Annotated in this window: 15 protein-coding genes; 13 read left to right on the plus strand and 2 right to left on the minus strand. The window is 38.7% G+C overall.

Annotated features, from left to right (window positions below; all coding sequences use genetic code 11):
* Positions 1–146 precede the first annotated feature (146 nt).
* Positions 147–497 carry a hypothetical protein gene (locus tag LHV68_03075; protein ID MCB4790849.1) on the minus strand — a complete coding sequence of 117 codons (351 nt, stop codon included), beginning with the start codon at positions 495–497 and terminating at the stop codon, positions 147–149.
* A 148-nt stretch (positions 498–645) separates the two neighbouring features.
* On the opposite strand from LHV68_03075, the gene LHV68_03080 reads away from it, so the two are divergent.
* From LHV68_03080 to LHV68_03105, 6 genes are all read left to right on the plus strand, one after another.
* Complete coding sequence (locus tag LHV68_03080) at positions 646–1476, plus strand: 4Fe-4S binding protein (GenBank protein ID MCB4790850.1); 831 nt, start codon at positions 646–648, stop codon at positions 1474–1476.
* A gap of 106 nt (positions 1477–1582) precedes the next feature.
* Complete coding sequence (locus tag LHV68_03085; protein ID MCB4790851.1) at positions 1583–2059, plus strand: tryptophan-rich sensory protein; 477 nt, start codon at positions 1583–1585, stop codon at positions 2057–2059.
* A 24-nt stretch (positions 2060–2083) separates the two neighbouring features.
* Positions 2084–2422: a DUF2007 domain-containing protein gene (locus tag LHV68_03090; protein ID MCB4790852.1), complete on the plus strand. Its 339-nt coding sequence runs from the start codon at positions 2084–2086 to the stop codon at positions 2420–2422.
* Positions 2423–2477: 55 nt separating this feature from the next.
* Positions 2478–2753 (plus strand): DNA mismatch repair protein MutS, encoded by a 276-nt coding sequence (locus LHV68_03095; protein MCB4790853.1) that lies wholly within the window; start codon positions 2478–2480, stop codon positions 2751–2753.
* A gap of 460 nt (positions 2754–3213) precedes the next feature.
* Positions 3214–3396, plus strand: coding sequence for a hypothetical protein (locus LHV68_03100; GenBank protein ID MCB4790854.1), 183 nt, complete (start codon positions 3214–3216; stop codon positions 3394–3396).
* 126 nt (positions 3397–3522) lie between these two features.
* Entirely contained in the window at positions 3523–3756 is a 234-nt protein-coding gene (locus tag LHV68_03105; protein MCB4790855.1) for a DUF2892 domain-containing protein, read from the plus strand.
* Positions 3757–3817: 61 nt separating this feature from the next.
* Here the strand turns inward: LHV68_03105 and LHV68_03110 are convergent, their stop codons facing one another.
* On the minus strand, positions 3818–4708 hold the full coding sequence (locus LHV68_03110) for a phosphatidylglycerol lysyltransferase domain-containing protein (protein ID MCB4790856.1): 891 nt from the start codon (positions 4706–4708) through the stop codon (positions 3818–3820).
* Positions 4709–5115: 407 nt separating this feature from the next.
* Here LHV68_03110 and LHV68_03115 point away from each other — a divergent pair, with 407 nt between their 5' ends.
* The 7 genes from LHV68_03115 to LHV68_03145 all read left to right on the plus strand — a co-directional run bounded on the left by LHV68_03115 (position 5116) and on the right by LHV68_03145 (position 18623).
* Positions 5116–5649, plus strand: coding sequence for a phospholipase D-like domain-containing protein (locus LHV68_03115; protein ID MCB4790857.1), 534 nt, complete (start codon positions 5116–5118; stop codon positions 5647–5649).
* 207 nt (positions 5650–5856) lie between these two features.
* A complete protein-coding gene (locus tag LHV68_03120; protein MCB4790858.1) occupies positions 5857–6678 on the plus strand; it encodes a hypothetical protein in 822 nt (273 codons plus the stop codon).
* Positions 6679–6680: 2 nt separating this feature from the next.
* Positions 6681–8180 (plus strand): phosphotransferase, encoded by a 1500-nt coding sequence (locus tag LHV68_03125; GenBank protein MCB4790859.1) that lies wholly within the window; start codon positions 6681–6683, stop codon positions 8178–8180.
* Between the two features lie 91 nt (positions 8181–8271).
* Complete coding sequence (locus tag LHV68_03130; protein MCB4790860.1) at positions 8272–9672, plus strand: PEGA domain-containing protein; 1401 nt, start codon at positions 8272–8274, stop codon at positions 9670–9672.
* 5 nt (positions 9673–9677) lie between these two features.
* Positions 9678–13418 (plus strand): fibronectin type III domain-containing protein, encoded by a 3741-nt coding sequence (locus LHV68_03135; protein MCB4790861.1) that lies wholly within the window; start codon positions 9678–9680, stop codon positions 13416–13418.
* Positions 13419–13476: 58 nt separating this feature from the next.
* Positions 13477–14868 carry a PEGA domain-containing protein gene (locus tag LHV68_03140; protein ID MCB4790862.1) on the plus strand — a complete coding sequence of 464 codons (1392 nt, stop codon included), beginning with the start codon at positions 13477–13479 and terminating at the stop codon, positions 14866–14868.
* Between the two features lie 5 nt (positions 14869–14873).
* Positions 14874–18623 (plus strand): fibronectin type III domain-containing protein, encoded by a 3750-nt coding sequence (locus tag LHV68_03145; GenBank protein MCB4790863.1) that lies wholly within the window; start codon positions 14874–14876, stop codon positions 18621–18623.
* Positions 18624–18657: the final 34 nt, after the last annotated feature.

Consider the following 18657-nt stretch of genomic DNA (forward strand, 5'->3'; position numbering starts at 1 on the left):
CAAAGACACCGAAGACGAAAGAGTGTCGTATGATATTCGACTTAACGAAGTAGTGCTATATTTTGACTAAATTCACAAAAAAATACTCTCAAGGCTTTTGTCCCTGAGAGTATTTTTTCACCTGTAAAGGCTGTTTCATTGTTTCTTTATTTTTCGTTCTCGGGTTCCGGTTCGGATTCTTCTTTCTGCATCATACCGCATTTTCCGCCCGTCATACCTTTATTTTCCAACATTCCGGGGCCACAGGGCATTTTAAAACATTTCTTGCCCCATTTACCATGTTTCATCATTCCCATGTGATGGCCGCCCATCATACCAGGGCAGCAAATAGGAGAAAGCAGACAAAAAACCAAAGCTATAGTTGTAACTACTATAATTACATAGCCAATTATGCTTCCAAGCGTTTTTAGGCCTTTATGCTGTTCTTTGTAGGCTGTGATAAGCACCCAATAACCGATCGCTGTTACTACCAAAATAGGAACTGCTAATATCATCATACTATTCACCTCCTTAGCCGCGTCCCGCCAAAGGTGGGACTTACTCTTGCTTTATTATATCTTAATTTGCAGCATTTAGTGCAAAAAATAAAAATAAATTGTATAATACTTCAAATTAAATCGGAAAAATATGAAATGGAGTTTTTAAATGTGTGAATTCTGCCAGAAACACGGGGAAGGAAAAAAGTGGTACCTGAATATAAAAAATTATTCCCATGACCTGTTGAGCGATATAAGAAGAAAAGAGTTCATACATACATTTTATCATAAGGTTATAGGCCGGGGGCATAACGAATTAACTAAATTAGAAAAGCTTTTTAACGGAAAAAAAGCTCCTAAGTTTTTGGCAAGCCGTTTCATCAAGAAAAACAAAGACATCCATTACGGCCAGGTTATACCTCTTGAAGACGTACGCTCCATATTTGAAATGAGCTCAAGCATTTCGCGGATAGCCTGCGGCTGCCGCTGGGCCTCAAAGAAAAAAGAAGAACGCTGCTGTTTTGGCATAACTCTTAACCCGGCACTCTGGTATGAAGAGTTTGACATGGATTATTTCGGAAGCCCTGACCTGTCAAAACATGAATCTATGACAGTTGAACAGGCTATGGAAACGGTATCAAGGTATGACGCTCAGGGGCTGATCCACTCTGTATGGACATTTATGACGCCGTTTATCGGCGGGATATGTAATTGCGGCCTGGAAGATTGCCTTGCGATGCGCTCTACACACGGGCTTGGATTGTCGTCGCTTTTCCGTTCAGAATATATCGCTCAGGTCGATCAGTTAAAATGCATTGGATGCCTGAAGTGCGAAAAACTATGCCCTGTAAAAGCCATAGATCATATAGCGTTAGAAAATAAATGTAAGGTCGATAAAACAAAGTGTTTTGGCTGCGGCGTATGCCGGGCAATGTGCCCTGCCTCTTCGATTTCGCTTATTGACCGTTCAAGCGATCCCGTCAGCGCAAATCTATGGTGAATAAAACCTGCTGCCACCCCGGAGGTGGTAATGGTAATTTTATGAAAAGAGATATAAGAATAAACCAGGCTTAAAATTCTCTCAATAGGCAAAAATAAAGGAATATATGCAAAAAACATTTAGACTTATTGGGTGTATCCTTATAGCACAGATGGCGGGGTTAATAGGAAGCTTGTATACAACCGATGCCATATCCAGCTGGTATGAGACTCTTAATAAGCCATCTTTTAACCCGCCTAACTGGGTTTTTGGGCCGGTATGGACAATACTTTTTACGCTCATGGGGATAGCTCTTTTTATTATCTGGGAAAAAGAGGTTCAAAATATCTGGCAAAAAAGAAGGGCTATTCTTGTATTTTTTATTCAACTTTGTTTAAATACATTATGGTCCATAGTGTTTTTCGGCATGCACTCATTTGCAGGTGCGATGATCGTAATAGTTTTGCTTTGGATCTCGATTTTGCTTAATATTATTTCTTTTTATAAAATATCCAAGTATTCAGGGGCACTTCTTATTCCTTACATCCTTTGGGTAAGTTTTGCCTTAGTCCTGAATGGAGCGTTTGTATTCCTGAATAAATAAAAATCTATGAGAGGAGAAAATTAAATGTACTGTCCAAAATGCAGAACCGAGTATATCGATGAAATAAAGAAGTGCGATGAGTGCGGAGCTGACCTTGTTAATGAACTGCCTCAGGAAGACGAAATACAATTTGAAAACATGGTTGAGGTTTTTACTACTAACAATTCGATTGAAGCTAATTTTATAAAATCGCTTCTCGGTTCAAACAGTATTGAATGTACTATAATAAACGAACATCTTGTTTCAATAAACATATTTTTAAGCAATGCCATACCAATAAAGGTAGCGGTTGATAAAAAACATGAAGCCAGGGCAAAAGAAGTAATAACGCAGTATTACAAGGATATGCAGGACAAAAAATAGCGTTCAGCGGATAGCGTAGAGCGGATAGGAAATCAACATTGACAACAAAAATAAAATGTCTAAACTTCAATTAGAATTAACTAAGATTTACAAGCGTGGTGGGGACATAGAAGCAGAGCTTAATGCCATAATAGCAGCAGCACAAGAAAAAAGAATTAATATAGTTGAGATTATTCCGGGTAAATATAATGAGGACTTAAGAAGGCGTATTTTAAGGTTTTTATTAAAACCTGAAGTTAAAAACCTTTACCAAAGAATAGAAAAAAATCTTAAAAATACAGACAGGATATATCTTCATTTCAGGCATAAAAATCCTAAGGCTTATCATTAACTTTAGATTGCTGAAAAACCCCAGCAATCTCTGATTACGGTGATTAACTTCAAGATGCCGGTGATTATTTAGAGTCTATAGATCATTGTAATCGCAGTCTAAAATCGTTGTAATCAAGACCGTTGATGATTTTTTCAGCGGTCTCCACTTGCTTTTTTAATACAAAAAAAACTAAAATGAAGCTCTATGGCCTTCCTCCTTCGCTAAAGCTTCGGAAGGACACGTACGGCCATAGTATCTTCATTTTCTTAGGGGGGAGCGGAATCCCCCGAAGCATCCGCCTACGCTAAACATATTGCCGATAATCACGGCTATTCGCCGTATCGGCAATATAGCTTCGGCGGATCCCATTCTTCGCATCCATCTGCGGACTTACGTCCGCAGTTTTCTGCGAAGGGGGATAAATAAAAATGTGCTATATTAAACATCAAAATAGCAAATAAAACAAGGAGGCAGTATCATGGCAGAAGTATTAGTAGTTACCAGCAAAGTGAAGAAGATGGTTAAGGAAGCGGGTTTCAGAACAGGTGCGGATTACATTGTTGCTCTTTCGAACAAAGTAGATCAAATAGTTAAAGCATCTATAGAGAAGATTAAGGCTGAAGGCGGAAAAATGACCCTTGGCCAGGAAGACATAGTATAATAAAAAGTGTAGAGCGGACAAACACAGCGTGTAGCGGCTAGCGTATAGTAAAAAAAAGATAAATTGTAATTTTATTTTTTCTATAGGCTAAACGCTATATGCTGATCGCTAAATCAGAGGTGGTCCATGAAAAAGAATATAGGTTCGCTGGACAGATTGATAAGGGCCATGCTTGCTGTCATAATAGGGATTCTGTTATTCAAGGGAATTCTGACAAGCAGTATCGCTCTTATTCTAGGGATTCTTGCTGTTCTGCTTCTTATCACAAGTGCGATAGGATTCTGCCCATTGTATAAACTGATTGGGATATCTTCTTGTTGTTGTGATGAATGTTCTATTCCCGAAGAAAATAAACAATAGGAAGCCCGATTTAGACAAGCAGGCATGACATCCCCATACCTTGTATGGTGCAACAGGCAGGTTATAATTCTATAATATATTTTTCGACCATACCGGACGGGTGATAAGACAATTTTGCTTTTCTTAAACCTTCATCTCCTATGTCCTGTTCGCGGTTCACAAATTCAAATTTTCCTAAAAGATCATTTTTGCAGAAGAGGTTGTTCACTGCCTGATATATCCCTCTAAAACCGTTATCAGCTTTTTCTACATGGACCAGGGCTGTAGTTTCATTCATTTTTTCAGCTATATTAAATGCCCCGATAACTCCCTTAACTTTTATAACACAGCCAAACAAATTCAACTTCTCAAAATTATCCAAAAGCTCTATTACAACGCTGTTTTCTGCATTCAGCGAAAAATCATCTTTGCAGCGTTTCTTTTCACACCATATTTTCTGAAAGCTCTTACATTCCTCTGCAAGTTCAGGGGTCAACTTTAAATATTCAAACTCATATTTATTGATGAACCCTTTAACAAAATTTCTCTTTGCCTGGTAATTTGAACCTGTAAGATATGCGAGGTCGCTTACTCGGTACACATAATCATAATTGCTTCTATCGGGCCTGACAGTTAAACCTAGTTTGTCAAGGGAGGGAACTGCTTTTGGGTCTATGGAATAAAGGCAGCCTTTAGAATGTTTTTGTTCAATATATTTAAAACATTCATATATCGTTGCAGGTATAAGGTTATTTCCGATAGGCGCAAGAAATGACGGGTTCTTATCTATTAGGCCGTAAACACAGATGTTTGAATTTATTCTTGTCAATTTAAATTCAAAGGATTCTCTGTAGCCATATAGAAAACCTAGTGAAAACTCTGATGCCCTTAAGTTAAAGGCATTTATGGCATTTGACAAATCATCCTTATGTAAATAAGAAAGGTTTTCAAAAACAGGGTACTCTGTTATCATATAAAATATATTTTACAAAATTTCGAACAAAGACACAATTTTTCCTTGATATTATCACCAAAAAATAGTAGAATACTTTTAGGAAAAGAAGTATTAATTTCATGAACGCAGCATATGAAATATTGTTATAAATGTCTAGAAGTCTGGAAAGAGCCCATAGAGCCCGGGTCAAGGAAAACCTGCACCGGTTGCCAATCCGATCTTCATGTCTGTCAAAATTGCCTTTTTTATAATCCATCAAAATCCAATCAATGTGAAGTCAACGATATAGAAGCCATAGTTGACAAACAAAAGGCCAATTATTGCGAAGAGTTCCGATTTGTTGACAAACCATTTCCTACAAAGACAAATAAGGAAAAAATACCCAGCGCCCCCGATGCCTTTGATAAATTATTCAAGAAAAATAAATGAAAATTAAAATCATTATTTTGCTGGCCTTTTTCTTAAGCTGTTCTGGGTCTTTGCTGGCCGAAACAAAAGTATTTTATTCACCGAACGGCGGTATATTGAAAGAAGTCCTTAAAAACGTAAATGAAAGCAAACACTCCATTGATCTAATGATATTTCATATAACTTACAAACGGATAGCGAACGCACTTATAAAAGCAAAAGAAAAAGGTGTTAGCATAAGGCTGATAGTAGACGAGTCTCAGAGCCTGGAAGAAAACTCAATGGCAGTTTTTTTAAAGAATAGCGGCATAAAAATAAAATCTCTTGCAGGCCAAAAGGGTGGCTTGATGCACAATAAAGTTGCTATATTCGACAATAAAACAGTTATGACCGGTTCATACAACTGGACTTACAGCGCTGAAAAGTTCAACTATGAAAATGCTGTTTTTATTGACGACCCTCAAGTTATACAGTCTTATAAAAAAGAATTCAATAAGCTCTGGGTCGAGATAAACATTCCAAAACCGCATATCAAGAAAATTTGGCGGTGACAGTTTTCCAAAGAGTAGTTAAAATAATTTTATTAGCCTTGCAGTGGATCAATAATCTGTTGATTTTATGCATAAATAATAATTTATTTTGAGTCCTTTTAAGGTATTTGACATAGGCAATTTTATTTTATACCATTTGTAAAAAACATCTTACTCTGTTTCGTCAAACTATTTCCTGGGAATACATCTTCAAAAGGGAAGGGGAAAATGCCAAAAATCTGGTTTTATATGTCTCTATTTTGTTTTGAAGTACTGGCCGTAGTGATCTTGCAGGTTAAAAACTTCTTTGATCCGGCGGAGATAATGCTAAGGACCATTCTTGCTTTGGCTGTCTCGTTGGTCATAGGCGCTGCTTTCATGGCGGTAGCTGGAGGCATCATAAAAAATATTCTAGATAAATGTAACCTTTTTCTATATAAAATAGGTTTTTCCGCAGCTGAACAGAGAGGTGAAACATTGCTTGGGATTATAGCCATTGCTGTAATTATAAACGGTGGAACCCATGGTTATATATCAACAAAACCTTCAGTAGGATACAGGTATATCCAAAGCGAAAGGGCTACAGGCAGCACCTTAAAGTCTCTTGCCTTACTAAACAGTACAAATTATGAACAAATCGCAGAAGAACTTAAAGTTTTTATAAGTTATAAGAACATCAAAAAAATACAAAAACTAGCCATTGACAGGATGGATGACCCGAAAGATATGGTTGAAGTAGCGATACGGCTTAGTAAATCATATATGCCGGGCGGAAGAGAAAGCAATGGCTTTAATATTCTTATTAAAAAGCTTTACGACAAGGGAAATCAGGATATACTATATTCTATTTATAAAGACGCACTTGTTCTAAACAGAGATTCTGTAGGATTTGTAGGCGCTCCAGCACTTTCAGAAGTTGTAAAAGCTATAGATAAAAAAGAATTCCTGCAAGAAATACTCGGGAACAATCAAACACCTGATTTTTTGGCAAAGATAGTAAAAAGTAAACTGGCAAAAAAAGAACAACAGATAATTCCTAATAATCAATAATTATGCTTCTTGAATTGCATTCCCACACATCCAAGCATTCCTCATGTTCTACAATTGATCCTATAACTATTGTTAAACAAACAGTTTTAAAAGGCCTTCAGGGAATAATAATCACTGAACATAATTACCTTTGGAGTGATGAAGAGCTAAATGAATTAAGGAAAAAAGCAGAAATAAGCGAAAACTTTCTTATACTTTCCGCTCAGGAAGTTCAGACTGACATGGGACACATACTTATCTATGGCGCTGACAAGTCAATCACAGACAAAATATCGTTAAGTAGCTTAAGGGAGCAATACCCGGACGCGGCCGTTATATGGGCACATCCTTTCAGGAACGGTTTTATTCCGGAGAAAGGCAAGCTTTTCAATCCTTTATTAGATGCTATCGAGATTTTTTCGTCTAATCAGACCCATAAAGAAAACTATCTGGGCTTAAAACTGTGGCATGAATACAAATTTACAGCCACGAGCGGCTCAGATACTCATGACAATGAAAGAATAGCTATACTTCCTTCCCAGTTTGACCATCCGGTAAATAATATTAATGACGTAGTTACAGAACTAAGGGCAGGCAGGGTACGGCCTTTTTTCAAGGAGATACCCAGGTCGGGAAGCCATTTAATCGTTACTGAGGTTACTTTCGGTACAAAGGGTGAGGACGAAGAAAGAAACAGAATAATAATAAAAAAGATCTCAAATACTGCAAAATGGGAAAAGGAAAAACTCTCCGTAGATATAAACAAAGCTATTTATGAAAAAGGTTTTAACTCTACAAGCAAGTACAGGGTTCCGCAGATCATAGATATCAGTCCGAAAGAAAACCTGGTAATAGAGGAAGGCCAGAGAGGCAAAAATTTATTCGAGGTTCTTCTTAACACTAAGAGCGATGCCGGGCTTGAATACTTTAAACTAACGGCAAAATGGCTTGCCAGGCTCCATAATGCAAAACTAAAACTTACTACAAAGGAAGACTCGGCAAAAAGGGAAATGAAAAGATTTGAATCTTATAAAAATGTGTTCATCAGTACAAACAGCCCGTTTAAAAAGAAAGCACTTGAGGCAATCGAGTTCGTTAAAATTGGAGAAAACGCCCTATTCGCAGGGCCGGATGCAGGTTTTGTGCAATGCCACGGCGATTTCCATCCAAAAAACATAATAATCGGTTTTGATAAAACCCATGACCCAAGCACTCTTTTTGTGTCGGTTATAGATTTCAATAACTCCATTGTAATGCCCCCTGAGTTTGACGTAGGGTATTTTCTTGCACAGTTCAAAGCTCAGTTTGACAATTACCCCAAAATCCAGGAGAAATACAAGGACAGCACCTTTTTAAAGGCTTACCAGGAAGAATCTTCAGCAGCTCTGAAAAGCGGTTTCAAGGCTCAAGTAGAATTATTTAAACTCAGGGCACAATTAAGTATAGCCTCGTTTTATATAAAGGTAGGAAAAGGTGAGAGCTTTGAAATGGATGAACTAATTTCTAAAATAAAAACAACTTAATCACTCCTTAATCTAATATGTGTTTAAAGGCACATGTGCTAAAAAACACATTGCTTTTTAAAAAAAATTGTTATAGAATGATATTGCATACATGAAAAAAACCTCAAGCTACATCATAACAAATCGTTTTTTACCAACTGTTTTGATAATATGTACAGCGTTTAATTTTTCCTATTGTAGCGAAGGCCAGCCTGCACCGTCACCAGCTGCCCAGCCAGGCGGGAAAGTTACGGTAGCAGTTTCCGATCTTAACGCAAAAGGTGTTTCTGCTATGGAGGCATCGGTTGTTTCAGATTTTCTGCGTGATTCACTGACAAACACCGGTGTTTATAACCTGGTTGAGCGGAGCAGCATGGAGCAAGTCCTGGCCGAGCAGAAGTTCCAGAGCAGCGGCTGCACAACCGATGAATGCGCTGTTAAAATGGGAAAGATGCTTAATGTTCAAAGGATGATACTGGGAAGCTTATCGAAACTTGGAGATATCTATTATGTAAGCGTAAGGATAGTTGATGTTGAGAAAGGCACCATTATAAATGCCGAAACAGTCAGTGCAAATTCCCTGCAGGAGATACAGCCTGCTTGTATACAGTTAGCAGACAGGATTACTGGTAGAACAACGAAATCATTTGTGCCTCCAGCAGCGCCAACAACCGCAGCGCCTGTTTCGGTAGTAAAAGAAAAGGGCACGCTCATAATTAAGTCTAATCCTATAGGTGCAGAGCTGATTATAGATGGTAATTCCATAGGCAACACACCAGCTGAGATACAGCTTACGGCAGAGTCTCACATCATTGAGCTTAAAAAAGGCAATATGTATTGGACTGACAAGGTAATTATACAGGCCAATAAAATCAAAAATCTCAACCCTTTTTTACAGGTACTGCCAACGGTGATAGAAATAACTACAGAACCGAAAGAATTAAAGATCTATTTAAACGATAAATCATATGGCTACAGCCCGCTAAAACAAGAGATAGCACCCGGCAAATATAAAGTCAGGATAAAGAAGGGCGGGTATAAAATTTACGAAGATGAGCTGACTGTTTTAGCGAACAAAACAAACAGTTTTGACATAGCCCTTGATAAGATAATCAAGCCTCCGGTAAGAACGAGGTTTGGTTTAGGCCTTCACTCTGGTGGAGCGTCGTTAAGATGGCTGCCCGGAGTATTAGGTTTTGAAGCAAAAGCCGATTCAGGCGATAACATTAATATCACAACTGGCAGGTTGTACATAAACTTTAACCCGCGCTCAAGCGTTATCGTATATATGGGTATTGAAGGCGGCCATATTGAGGGCGAAACAACAATCCAGAAATTTCAGGGTAACCTGGGTGGCGGTTTCTTAGGCATGGAATTCATGATAAAAAAACATTTTTCGTTCAACATGGATATAGGACAGTATGCTATTGGGCTAAATAATAAAGAATTTAAGGAAACAAAGATAGAAGAATCCTACTTAGTGGGGAACGTAGGCTTTAATATTTATTTCTAAAAAATATGAAAAAACTAACACTCTTAACACTAACCGCTGTGCTGTTGTCAACAATGAGTTGTTTTGCTGACTTCAAGTTTGGCTTGCTTGAAGCAGTTAAAGACGCCAGCAAAAAACTTGACGCTGCTTATGTCAAGCAGGGCGGGCCTATACCTAAGGCACCGAGCAATTTAAGCGGTATTGCTGTATCTATCAGCCAGGTCAATCTAACCTGGAGCGATAATTCAGATAACGAGTTTGGTTTTAAGATAAAACGTGCAAGCAACGGCTCTCCCTTTTCTACGATTGCCACGATAGATAAAAATGTCACTTCATTCTCAGATACAAGCGTAAGCCCCAATACAACATATAATTATAGAATTCATGCTTATAATGACACAGGTGAATCCTATGAAGATTCAGGAGCAAATACAAGTGTTACAACAAGAGCCTTAACCATAACTAAACTGGGAACATTTACATCAGCGGGGAAGACATTTTATAAAGTTTCCTGTTTAAGTAATTATGCCTATATTTTAATGGACAGCGCTATGTCCATAGTAAATATTTCAAACACTGCCAATCCAACTCAAGTTGGGATATTATCATCCGGTTTGAGTTCAACACCCAAAAATATATCTGTAAGCGGTAATTATGCCTATGTGGCAGATGGCGCTTCCGGATTAATTGTAATTAACTGTTCAAATCCCGCTGCTCCTACGATAGCTGGAACTTATACCACTTCAAACGCATCAAGTAATCAAGGTTTTACGGCTGTCCAGGTTTCCGGAAATTATGCGTATATTGGCGATAACCTGGGCTTTGAGATACTGGATGTTTCTAACCCGTCTTCTCCTACCTTGATCAAGACATTGGCTGCAAACGCTAATACAATTCATGACATATTTATTTCCGGCGACTACGCGTATCTGGCAAATGGAGTTGATGGAATCAGGATTGAAAACATCAGTAACCCCTCTTCCGCATACCAGGTTTCACAATTCAGCAAATATTCGACAAATCCAAATGATAATATTATTGTTAACACAAAAAATGTATATAAAAACGGAAACTATTTATATGTAACTGATGAAGTTTGGGGCCTGATAATAATAGATGTGTCAAATCCGGCGAACCCGCAGTTTGCGGGAAAATATACGAATTTAAGCGGTTATAGCATGTATGATATGTGTGCAAAAAACAATATAGCCTATCTGCCTGATTATAATTATGGACTAAGGATGATATCTGTGGCCGACCCTGAAAATCCTGTCGAAGCAGGCAGTTATACAGCTACCAAAAATTGCCGCGGCCTCTGCCTTTATGGAAACTATCTATGCGCTGCAAATGACATTAACGGGCTGGATATTTATGAAATCAATGTTTCATCCGTTCCAGTATCTGCTCCGGCAGCCCCAGGCAACCTCCGGCTGTCAACCAGGACAAAAACCTCAATAACGATTGCCTGGCAGGACAATTCTGATAATGAAACAGGGTTTGATATCCAGAGAAAAACAAATTCCGGCGGCACATATACTTGGCTTGATACTACGGGAGAAAACTCAACTTTATATACCGATTCATCCGGCCTGGTTCAAGGAACGTCTTATTATTACCGTATCAGAGCTTATAATTCCGTAGCTGCAACTTTTTCAGGTGAAATCGGGCCTGTAATTTTATCCACAGACCCACTTATTGGAAAATACTCTACATACGGAACAGTTTATGATATTTTTATATCAAGCCCGTATGCCTTCTTAGCTGCCGGGAACCATGGCCTTTCTGTTTTAGATATTACTGACCCTGCAAATCCGGTAATAGCAGGAAACTATACTATAAGTTCCAACGCAAATAGTGTACATGTGTCCGGTAACTACGTTTATGTAGCTTACGGATATTACGGGATAGAAGCTTATGACATAACTACTCTGCCAACTACTTCTATGTCCACGTTTGGGAACTATGCCACTTACGGCAATGCCAACGGTGTTACTGTAAGCGGAAATTATGCTTATCTTTCAGACAGCAGCTCTTCAAATGACCTGTCAATTTTTGATATATCCGACCCTTCCAGCCTGAATGGATCTTCACCTAAAACGTATAGCGCAAGCGGGAGCGCCCAGGCTATCGCCGTTTCCGGTAACTATGCATATCTTGCCTTTGATTCTAACCAGGGATTTCGAATACTTAATATCAGCAATCACTCAGCAAACCCGGTTTTAGTATCTCAGACAACAATTACCGGGGCATGCAAGAGTATTAGTGTAAGCGGTAATTACCTGTATATTGGCGGCTCATTTGGCTTGAAGATCTATGATATAACAAACCCGGCATCACCCATATTAGTTAAAACATATACAACTTCCGCCTGTGATAAAATTTATGTCTATGGAAACTACATATATCTGGCAGAAACCTCCAACGGTATTGAGATACTTGACATTTCAAACCCGGCATTGCCAACATTGGTTAAAAGCTTTACACCCACAGGAGGCACTGGCTCTTATGTACACAGTATTTACGCAAAAGGCAAATATGTATATTGCGGCCTGAGCGGCGGCGATTTGAATATTTTTGATTTTGGCATTGTGCCGTCTACAAGTTCTATAGTGCCGGATAAACCTATAAATTTCCAGGTTGCAAAGGCTTCATATACTTTTGTCAACTTGGCCTGGACAGATGTTTCCAGCAATGAAACTGGATATAGATTATACAAGTCAACATCGGCCAATTCATACGGAGTTATAATCGCAACTCTTGCTGCTAACAGTTCCACTTACTCCAACACCGGCCTAATGCCTAATACTTCATATTATTACAGGTTATATGCCTATAACTCTGCGGGTAATTCTATTGCTACTGATACTGTTATTGGTTTTACAAAAGCGGTTCCTATAGTTGAAATCGGCAGTTATAACCCCTCAGAAAATATTTATCATGTATATGTTACTTCCGGTTATGCTTATGCTTCAACATCCGAGAGCTATAGTTTTCAAATCATTAATATATCTACTCCAACAAACCCTACCATAGTTGGAAATTATACCTCCATACCTCCTTCGAAATCATTTGTTACAGATAAAAAAGCGTACGTTTGCGCAAACAATTTAACTATTCTCGACGTTTCTGTTTCATCTTCACCTGTGTTAAAAGGTTCGGCCGGGAATATGTCGTGGGGCGTTGATATAATAGGGAATAAGGCATATTCAGCTGCTGCTCCAAATGGGCTTCAAATAATAGATATTTCAGTTTCAACAAATCCTGTATTACTTGGATCCTTTATTACATCAGGTTCAGCTTGCAACGTTGATGTTGTTGGCAATTATGCATATCTTGCGACATATAATTATGGATTAAGAATAATAGATATTTCAAATCCAGCGTCACCATCTGAAACCGGTTATTATGACCTCGGATATAGCCATAATGCATTTGCTGTCAAGGTTTTAGGAAATTATGCATATATAGCTTATCATGGTAACGGATTAAGAATAGTTGACATATCAAATCCTGCAAGTCCAACTGAAGTTGGTTCAGCTCCAGTGAGTTATGCCAATGATGTTTATCTTAATGGAAATTATGCCTATGTGTCTAATGTATATGGCACATTACATATAATAAACATTGCTGATCCAAAGAATCCACACGAAGTGGCCAGATATCAAGGGCCCGGTACCAATATGAATAGCGTGTTTGTTTTGGGTAACTATATTTATATCGGGGATACGCAGGCCGGCCTTAGGATTCTAAAAACAAATCTTCCATAATTTATTGCATTTTGACATTGACTTTTTAAAACATATTTAATAGAATAGTTTTGCTTTTATGAAAAAAACCGTATATCTTATAACAAGCCATCTCATATTAACCGTGCTGATATTAGGCACGGCATTTAATATGTCATATTCTGAAAATCAACCCACCCAGCCGCAGGCAGCAGCAAATACAAAATTAACCGTAGCTGTTTCAGACCTTAACGCAAAAGGCGTTTCTGCCATGGAAGCATCGGTCGTTTCAGACTTTTTGCGTGATGCATTGACAAATACCGGGGTTTTTAATCTTGTTGAGCGAAGCAGCATGGAGCAGGTGCTTGCCGAGCAGAAGTTCCAGAGCAGCGGATGCACTACGGATGAATGCGCCGTTAAAATGGGAAAGATGCTTAATGTTCAAAGGATGATACTGGGAAGCCTGTCAAAACTCGGAGAGATATATTACGTAAGCGTAAGGATAGTTGATGTTGAGAAAGGCACCATTATAAATGCCGAAACAGTCAGTGCAAATTCCCTGCAGGAGATACAGCCTGCTTGTATACAGTTAGCAGACAGGATTACTGGTAGAACAACGAAATCATTTGTGCCTCCAGCAGCGCCAACAACCGCAGCGCCTGTTTCGGTAGTAAAAGAAAAGGGCACGCTCATAATTAAGTCTAATCCTATAGGTGCAGAGCTGATTATAGATGGTAATTCCATAGGCAACACACCAGCTGAGATACAGCTTACGGCAGAGTCTCACATCATTGAGCTTAAAAAAGGCAATATGTATTGGACTGACAAGGTAATTATACAGGCCAATAAAATCAAAAATCTCAACCCTTTTTTACAGGTACTGCCAACGGTGATAGAAATAACTACAGAACCGAAAGAATTAAAGATCTATTTAAACGATAAATCATATGGCTACAGCCCGCTAAAACAAGAGATAGCACCCGGCAAATATAAAGTCAGGATAAAGAAGGGCGGGTATAAAATTTACGAAGATGAGCTGACTGTTTTAGCGAACAAAACAAACAGTTTTGACATAGCCCTTGATAAGATAATCAAGCCTCCGGTAAGAACGAGGTTTGGTTTAGGCCTTCACTCTGGTGGAGCGTCGTTAAGATGGCTGCCCGGAGTATTAGGTTTTGAAGCAAAAGCCGATTCAGGCGATAACATTAATATCACAACTGGCAGGTTGTACATAAACTTTAACCCGCGCTCAAGCGTTATCGTATATATGGGTATTGAAGGCGGCCATATTGAGGGCGAAACAACAATCCAGAAATTTCAGGGTAACCTGGGTGGCGGTTTCTTAGGCATGGAATTCATGATAAAAAAACATTTTTCGTTCAACATGGATATAGGACAGTATGCTATTGGGCTAAATAATAAAGAATTTAAGGAAACAAAGATAGAAGAATCCTACTTAGTGGGGAACGTAGGCTTTAATATTTATTTCTAAAAAATATGAAAAAACTAACACTCTTAACACTAACCGCTGTGCTGTTGTCAACAATGAGTTGTTTTGCTGACTTCAAGTTTGGCTTGCTTGAAGCAGTTAAAGACGCCAGCAAAAAACTTGACGCTGCTTATGTCAAGCAGGGCGGGCCTATACCTAAGGCACCGAGCAATTTAAGCGGTATCGCTACATCTATCACCCAGGTAAATTTAACCTGGTCTGATAATTCTGATAACGAGTTTGGTTTTAAAATAAAACGGTCAAACAACGGTTCGCCCTTTTCTACTATTGCCACGGTGGATAAAAATATCACTACATATTCCGATACAAGTGTCAGCCCTAATACCGGTTATTATTATAGACTACAAGCTTATAATGACACCGGCGAATCAGAGCAAAATGATCCGGGCGCAAATACAAGTGTTACAACGGGAGTGCTTTCAATATCTAAACTCGGCACATATACTGCTTCCGGAACCTTTTATAAAGTCGCATGTTTAGGAAATTATGCTTACCTTGCGATGGACAGCGCATTCTCAATAGTTGACATCTCCAATATCGCGGTTCCTGTACTTTCGGGAAGTATATCATCCGGATTAAGCTCAGCGCCAAAAAATATCGCAGTAAACGGAAACTATGCTTATGTAGCAGAGGGCACATCAGGTTTGACTATAATTAATTGCTTAAATCCAACTGCTCCTGTAATAGTTGGCACTTATGCCAATACCAGCGGGAACGGTGTAACAGCTGTCAAGGTTTCCGGCAATTATGCATATGTAGGGGATAACAACGGATTTGAAATACTTGATGTTTCAAATCCGAATGCACCTACAGTAATAAAAACCCTGGCTACAAACGGCATCATAGTCAATGATATATTTATTTCAGGCGATTATGCATATTTGGCGAACGGAGGAGACGGCATTAGAATTGAAAATATAAGCTCTCCATCTTCCGCATACCAGGTTACGCAGTTCAGCAATTTCTCAAATGACAACAGCTATAATAGTGTTAATGCAAAAGCATTATATAAAAGCGGAAATTATTTATATGTAATTGACAATAACAACGGATTGGTAGTAATTGATGTATCAAATCCAGCAAGCCCGCAATTTAAAGGCAAATACACAGCAGTAAGCGGTTATAATATGTATGATGTATGCGTGAAAAATAATATGGCATACCTTGCAGACTATTATTACGGGCTTAGAATAATATCTTTTGCTGACCCTGAAAATCCAGTTGAAGCCGGAAGCTATACTACTACAAAAAACTGTCGTGGATTATGTATTTATGGAAATTATGTTTATTCAGCAAATACATCCTATGGAATGGAGATTTACCAGTCAAATGCATCTTCAACCACAGCTTCAAGTACTGCGCCCACAGCTCCAACTAACCTGAGGCTGTCAAACAGGACAAAAGTATCAATATCCATTGCCTGGCATGACAATTCTGACAATGAAACCGGGTTCGATATACAGAGAAAAACAAATTCCGGCGGCACCTATGCCTGGCTTGCTACTATGGGAGAAAATTCAACTTTATATACTGATTCCTCCGGGTTGAATGCAGGAACATCCTATTATTACCGTATCAGGGCTTATAATTCTATAGACGCAACTTTTTCAGATGAAATTGGGCCTGTAATTTTATCTATAGATCCTCTTGTGGGAAAATACGATACACCAGGACAATCTTATGGTGTATTTGTTTCAAGCCCCTATGCTTATGTTGCTGATTATAACGGCCTAAGGATAATAAATATCTCCAACCCGACAAACCCTGCTAATGTTGGAAGTTACGATATAAGTTCCAGTTATCCAACAAATAATGTAACTGTATCCGGAAACTATGCCTATGTCACTGCTGGCTATTATGGCTTGTATGTGTTAGATATTTCAAATCCGGCAAGTATAAGTTATGCAAGCAATTCTTCAGCTTATTCTAATGCAAATGATGTCTGTATTAAAGGCAATTATGCATTCGTATCAGATAGTGGCGGCTCATATGATATGAGGGTTTTTAATATTACCAACCCAACAAGCATATCGCAAGTCGGATACCACAGTGTTGCTGGGAATGCTCAATGTATATTTGTTTCTGGAAATTATGCTTATATCGGATTAGATAGTTCGTACGGATTTCAAGTGCTTAATGTGGCAAACCCTGTAAACTCTAACAATTTTCAGGCGCTTGGCCAGCAATCCGTTTCCGGGACATGCTATGATATTTATGTAGAAAATAATTATGCTTATGTGGCAAATGGGGCATATGGTTTGAAGATATATAATGTTTCTAATCCGTCTTCAATGAGCCTTGTTGCTTCTTACAGCACGGCAGGTTTATGCAAGGGTGTCTATGTATATGGTAACCGGTTATACCTGGCCGAAGAATCAAGCGGCATAGAAATCCTGGACATCACAAACCCCGCTGCACCTTCTCTTTTAAAAAGTTACCAGACATCCGCAACTGCAAGGGGAGTTTTTGCAAAAGGGAACTACGTTTATGTTGCTGATGACACATCAGGGCTTGACATATGTGATTTCGGAATAGCCCCTTCATCCGGAAGTTTTGTACCGGATAACCCGGCAAACTTCCAGGTAACACAAGCATCTACAACCTTCGTTAACTTAAGCTGGACAGATAATTCAAATAATGAACTTGGATTCAGGCTATACAGGTCAACTTCAATAACGAGCTATGGAGTAATCATAGCTACCATAGCTGCAAATTCCTCAAGTTATTCAAATACAAGTTTAATGCCTAATACCTCTTTCTATTATACTTTATGTGCTTATAACAGCGCAGGCAACTCAACAAATCCAACAACGACTCTTGGCCTGACAAAAATGGTTCCGATAGTTGAAATAGGCAACTATAACCCAAGCGAAAATTACTATAAAGTCTTTGTCACTTCCGGTATAGCCTATGCATCATGCCAGACCGGCGGCCTGCATATTATAAATGTTACTAATCCAGCAAGCCCGACAAAAAAAGCCGGTTTTACATCCAAATATTCATACGCAGCATTTGTCGGCAATGATAAAGCCTATCTTGCCACAGGCGGTTATTATGATTTAACAGTCCTTAATGTCTCTATTTCTTCTTCGCCTGTTGAAAGAGGTTCTGTGAATATCGGGAACACGGGCTACGGTGTTGAAGTCGCTGGTAATAAAGCTTATGTCGCAGCTGGTGGCAGCGGCCTTAAGATAGTAAATATCTCGGTTTCTTCTTCTCCTGTGGTCCTGGGCACCTACGATACATATACGGCATATGATGTAGCTGTTGTAGGAAATTATGCATATGTATCTGACTCATACTACGGACTTAGAATCATAAATATATCAAATACTTCATCCCTTACTGAAACGGGCTCATATAACCCTACAACCAATTATACTGCGTATACAACAAAAGTCTCAGGGAACTATGCCTATGTTGCTTATGGTGGATACGGGTTAAGGGTAGTTGACATATCTAACCCGTCATCACCCACTGAAGTCGGCTCATTTTACCCGAATGTTTACAGTTCCAATATATATGATGTCTTCATTAAAGGGAATTATGCTTATGTAATAGACAGTTATTATAACTATTTGCGCATTCTAAACATTTCCGATCCAACCAGGCCATGGGAAGTTGCAAGATTTAAAACTTCCAGCCAGAACCTGTACGGCGTTTATGTATCAGGTAATTATATTTATCTTGCTGCCAATGACACAGGTCTCAGAATTCTAAGAGCCAATCTTCCTTAGCTTTTCTCTTAATTACTTCCTTAACTTAAACCTT

The organism is Candidatus Liberimonas magnetica (assembly GCA_020523885.1).
Lineage (GTDB): Bacteria > Elusimicrobiota > Endomicrobiia > Endomicrobiales > JAFGIL01 > Liberimonas > Liberimonas magnetica.

Excerpts from the sequence above, each read along its gene's own strand:
- LHV68_03085 (MCB4790851.1), top strand. The coding sequence starts at position 1,583 with ATGCAAAAAACATTTAGACTTATTGGGTGTATCCTTATAGCACAGATG.
- LHV68_03090 (MCB4790852.1), top strand. The coding sequence starts at position 2,084 with ATGTACTGTCCAAAATGCAGAACCGAGTATATCGATGAAATAAAGAAG.
- LHV68_03115 (MCB4790857.1), top strand. The coding sequence starts at position 5,116 with ATGAAAATTAAAATCATTATTTTGCTGGCCTTTTTCTTAAGCTGTTCT.
- LHV68_03125 (MCB4790859.1), top strand. The coding sequence starts at position 6,681 with ATGCTTCTTGAATTGCATTCCCACACATCCAAGCATTCCTCATGTTCT.
- LHV68_03105 (MCB4790855.1), top strand. The coding sequence starts at position 3,523 with ATGAAAAAGAATATAGGTTCGCTGGACAGATTGATAAGGGCCATGCTT.
- LHV68_03145 (MCB4790863.1), top strand. The coding sequence starts at position 14,874 with ATGAAAAAACTAACACTCTTAACACTAACCGCTGTGCTGTTGTCAACA.
- LHV68_03140 (MCB4790862.1), top strand. The coding sequence starts at position 13,477 with ATGAAAAAAACCGTATATCTTATAACAAGCCATCTCATATTAACCGTG.
- LHV68_03110 (MCB4790856.1), bottom strand. The coding sequence starts at position 4,708 with ATGATAACAGAGTACCCTGTTTTTGAAAACCTTTCTTATTTACATAAG.
- LHV68_03095 (MCB4790853.1), top strand. The coding sequence starts at position 2,478 with ATGTCTAAACTTCAATTAGAATTAACTAAGATTTACAAGCGTGGTGGG.
- LHV68_03120 (MCB4790858.1), top strand. The coding sequence starts at position 5,857 with ATGCCAAAAATCTGGTTTTATATGTCTCTATTTTGTTTTGAAGTACTG.
- LHV68_03130 (MCB4790860.1), top strand. The coding sequence starts at position 8,272 with ATGAAAAAAACCTCAAGCTACATCATAACAAATCGTTTTTTACCAACT.
- LHV68_03075 (MCB4790849.1), bottom strand. The coding sequence starts at position 497 with ATGATGATATTAGCAGTTCCTATTTTGGTAGTAACAGCGATCGGTTAT.
- LHV68_03135 (MCB4790861.1), top strand. The coding sequence starts at position 9,678 with ATGAAAAAACTAACACTCTTAACACTAACCGCTGTGCTGTTGTCAACA.
- LHV68_03100 (MCB4790854.1), top strand. The coding sequence starts at position 3,214 with ATGGCAGAAGTATTAGTAGTTACCAGCAAAGTGAAGAAGATGGTTAAG.
- LHV68_03080 (MCB4790850.1), top strand. The coding sequence starts at position 646 with ATGTGTGAATTCTGCCAGAAACACGGGGAAGGAAAAAAGTGGTACCTG.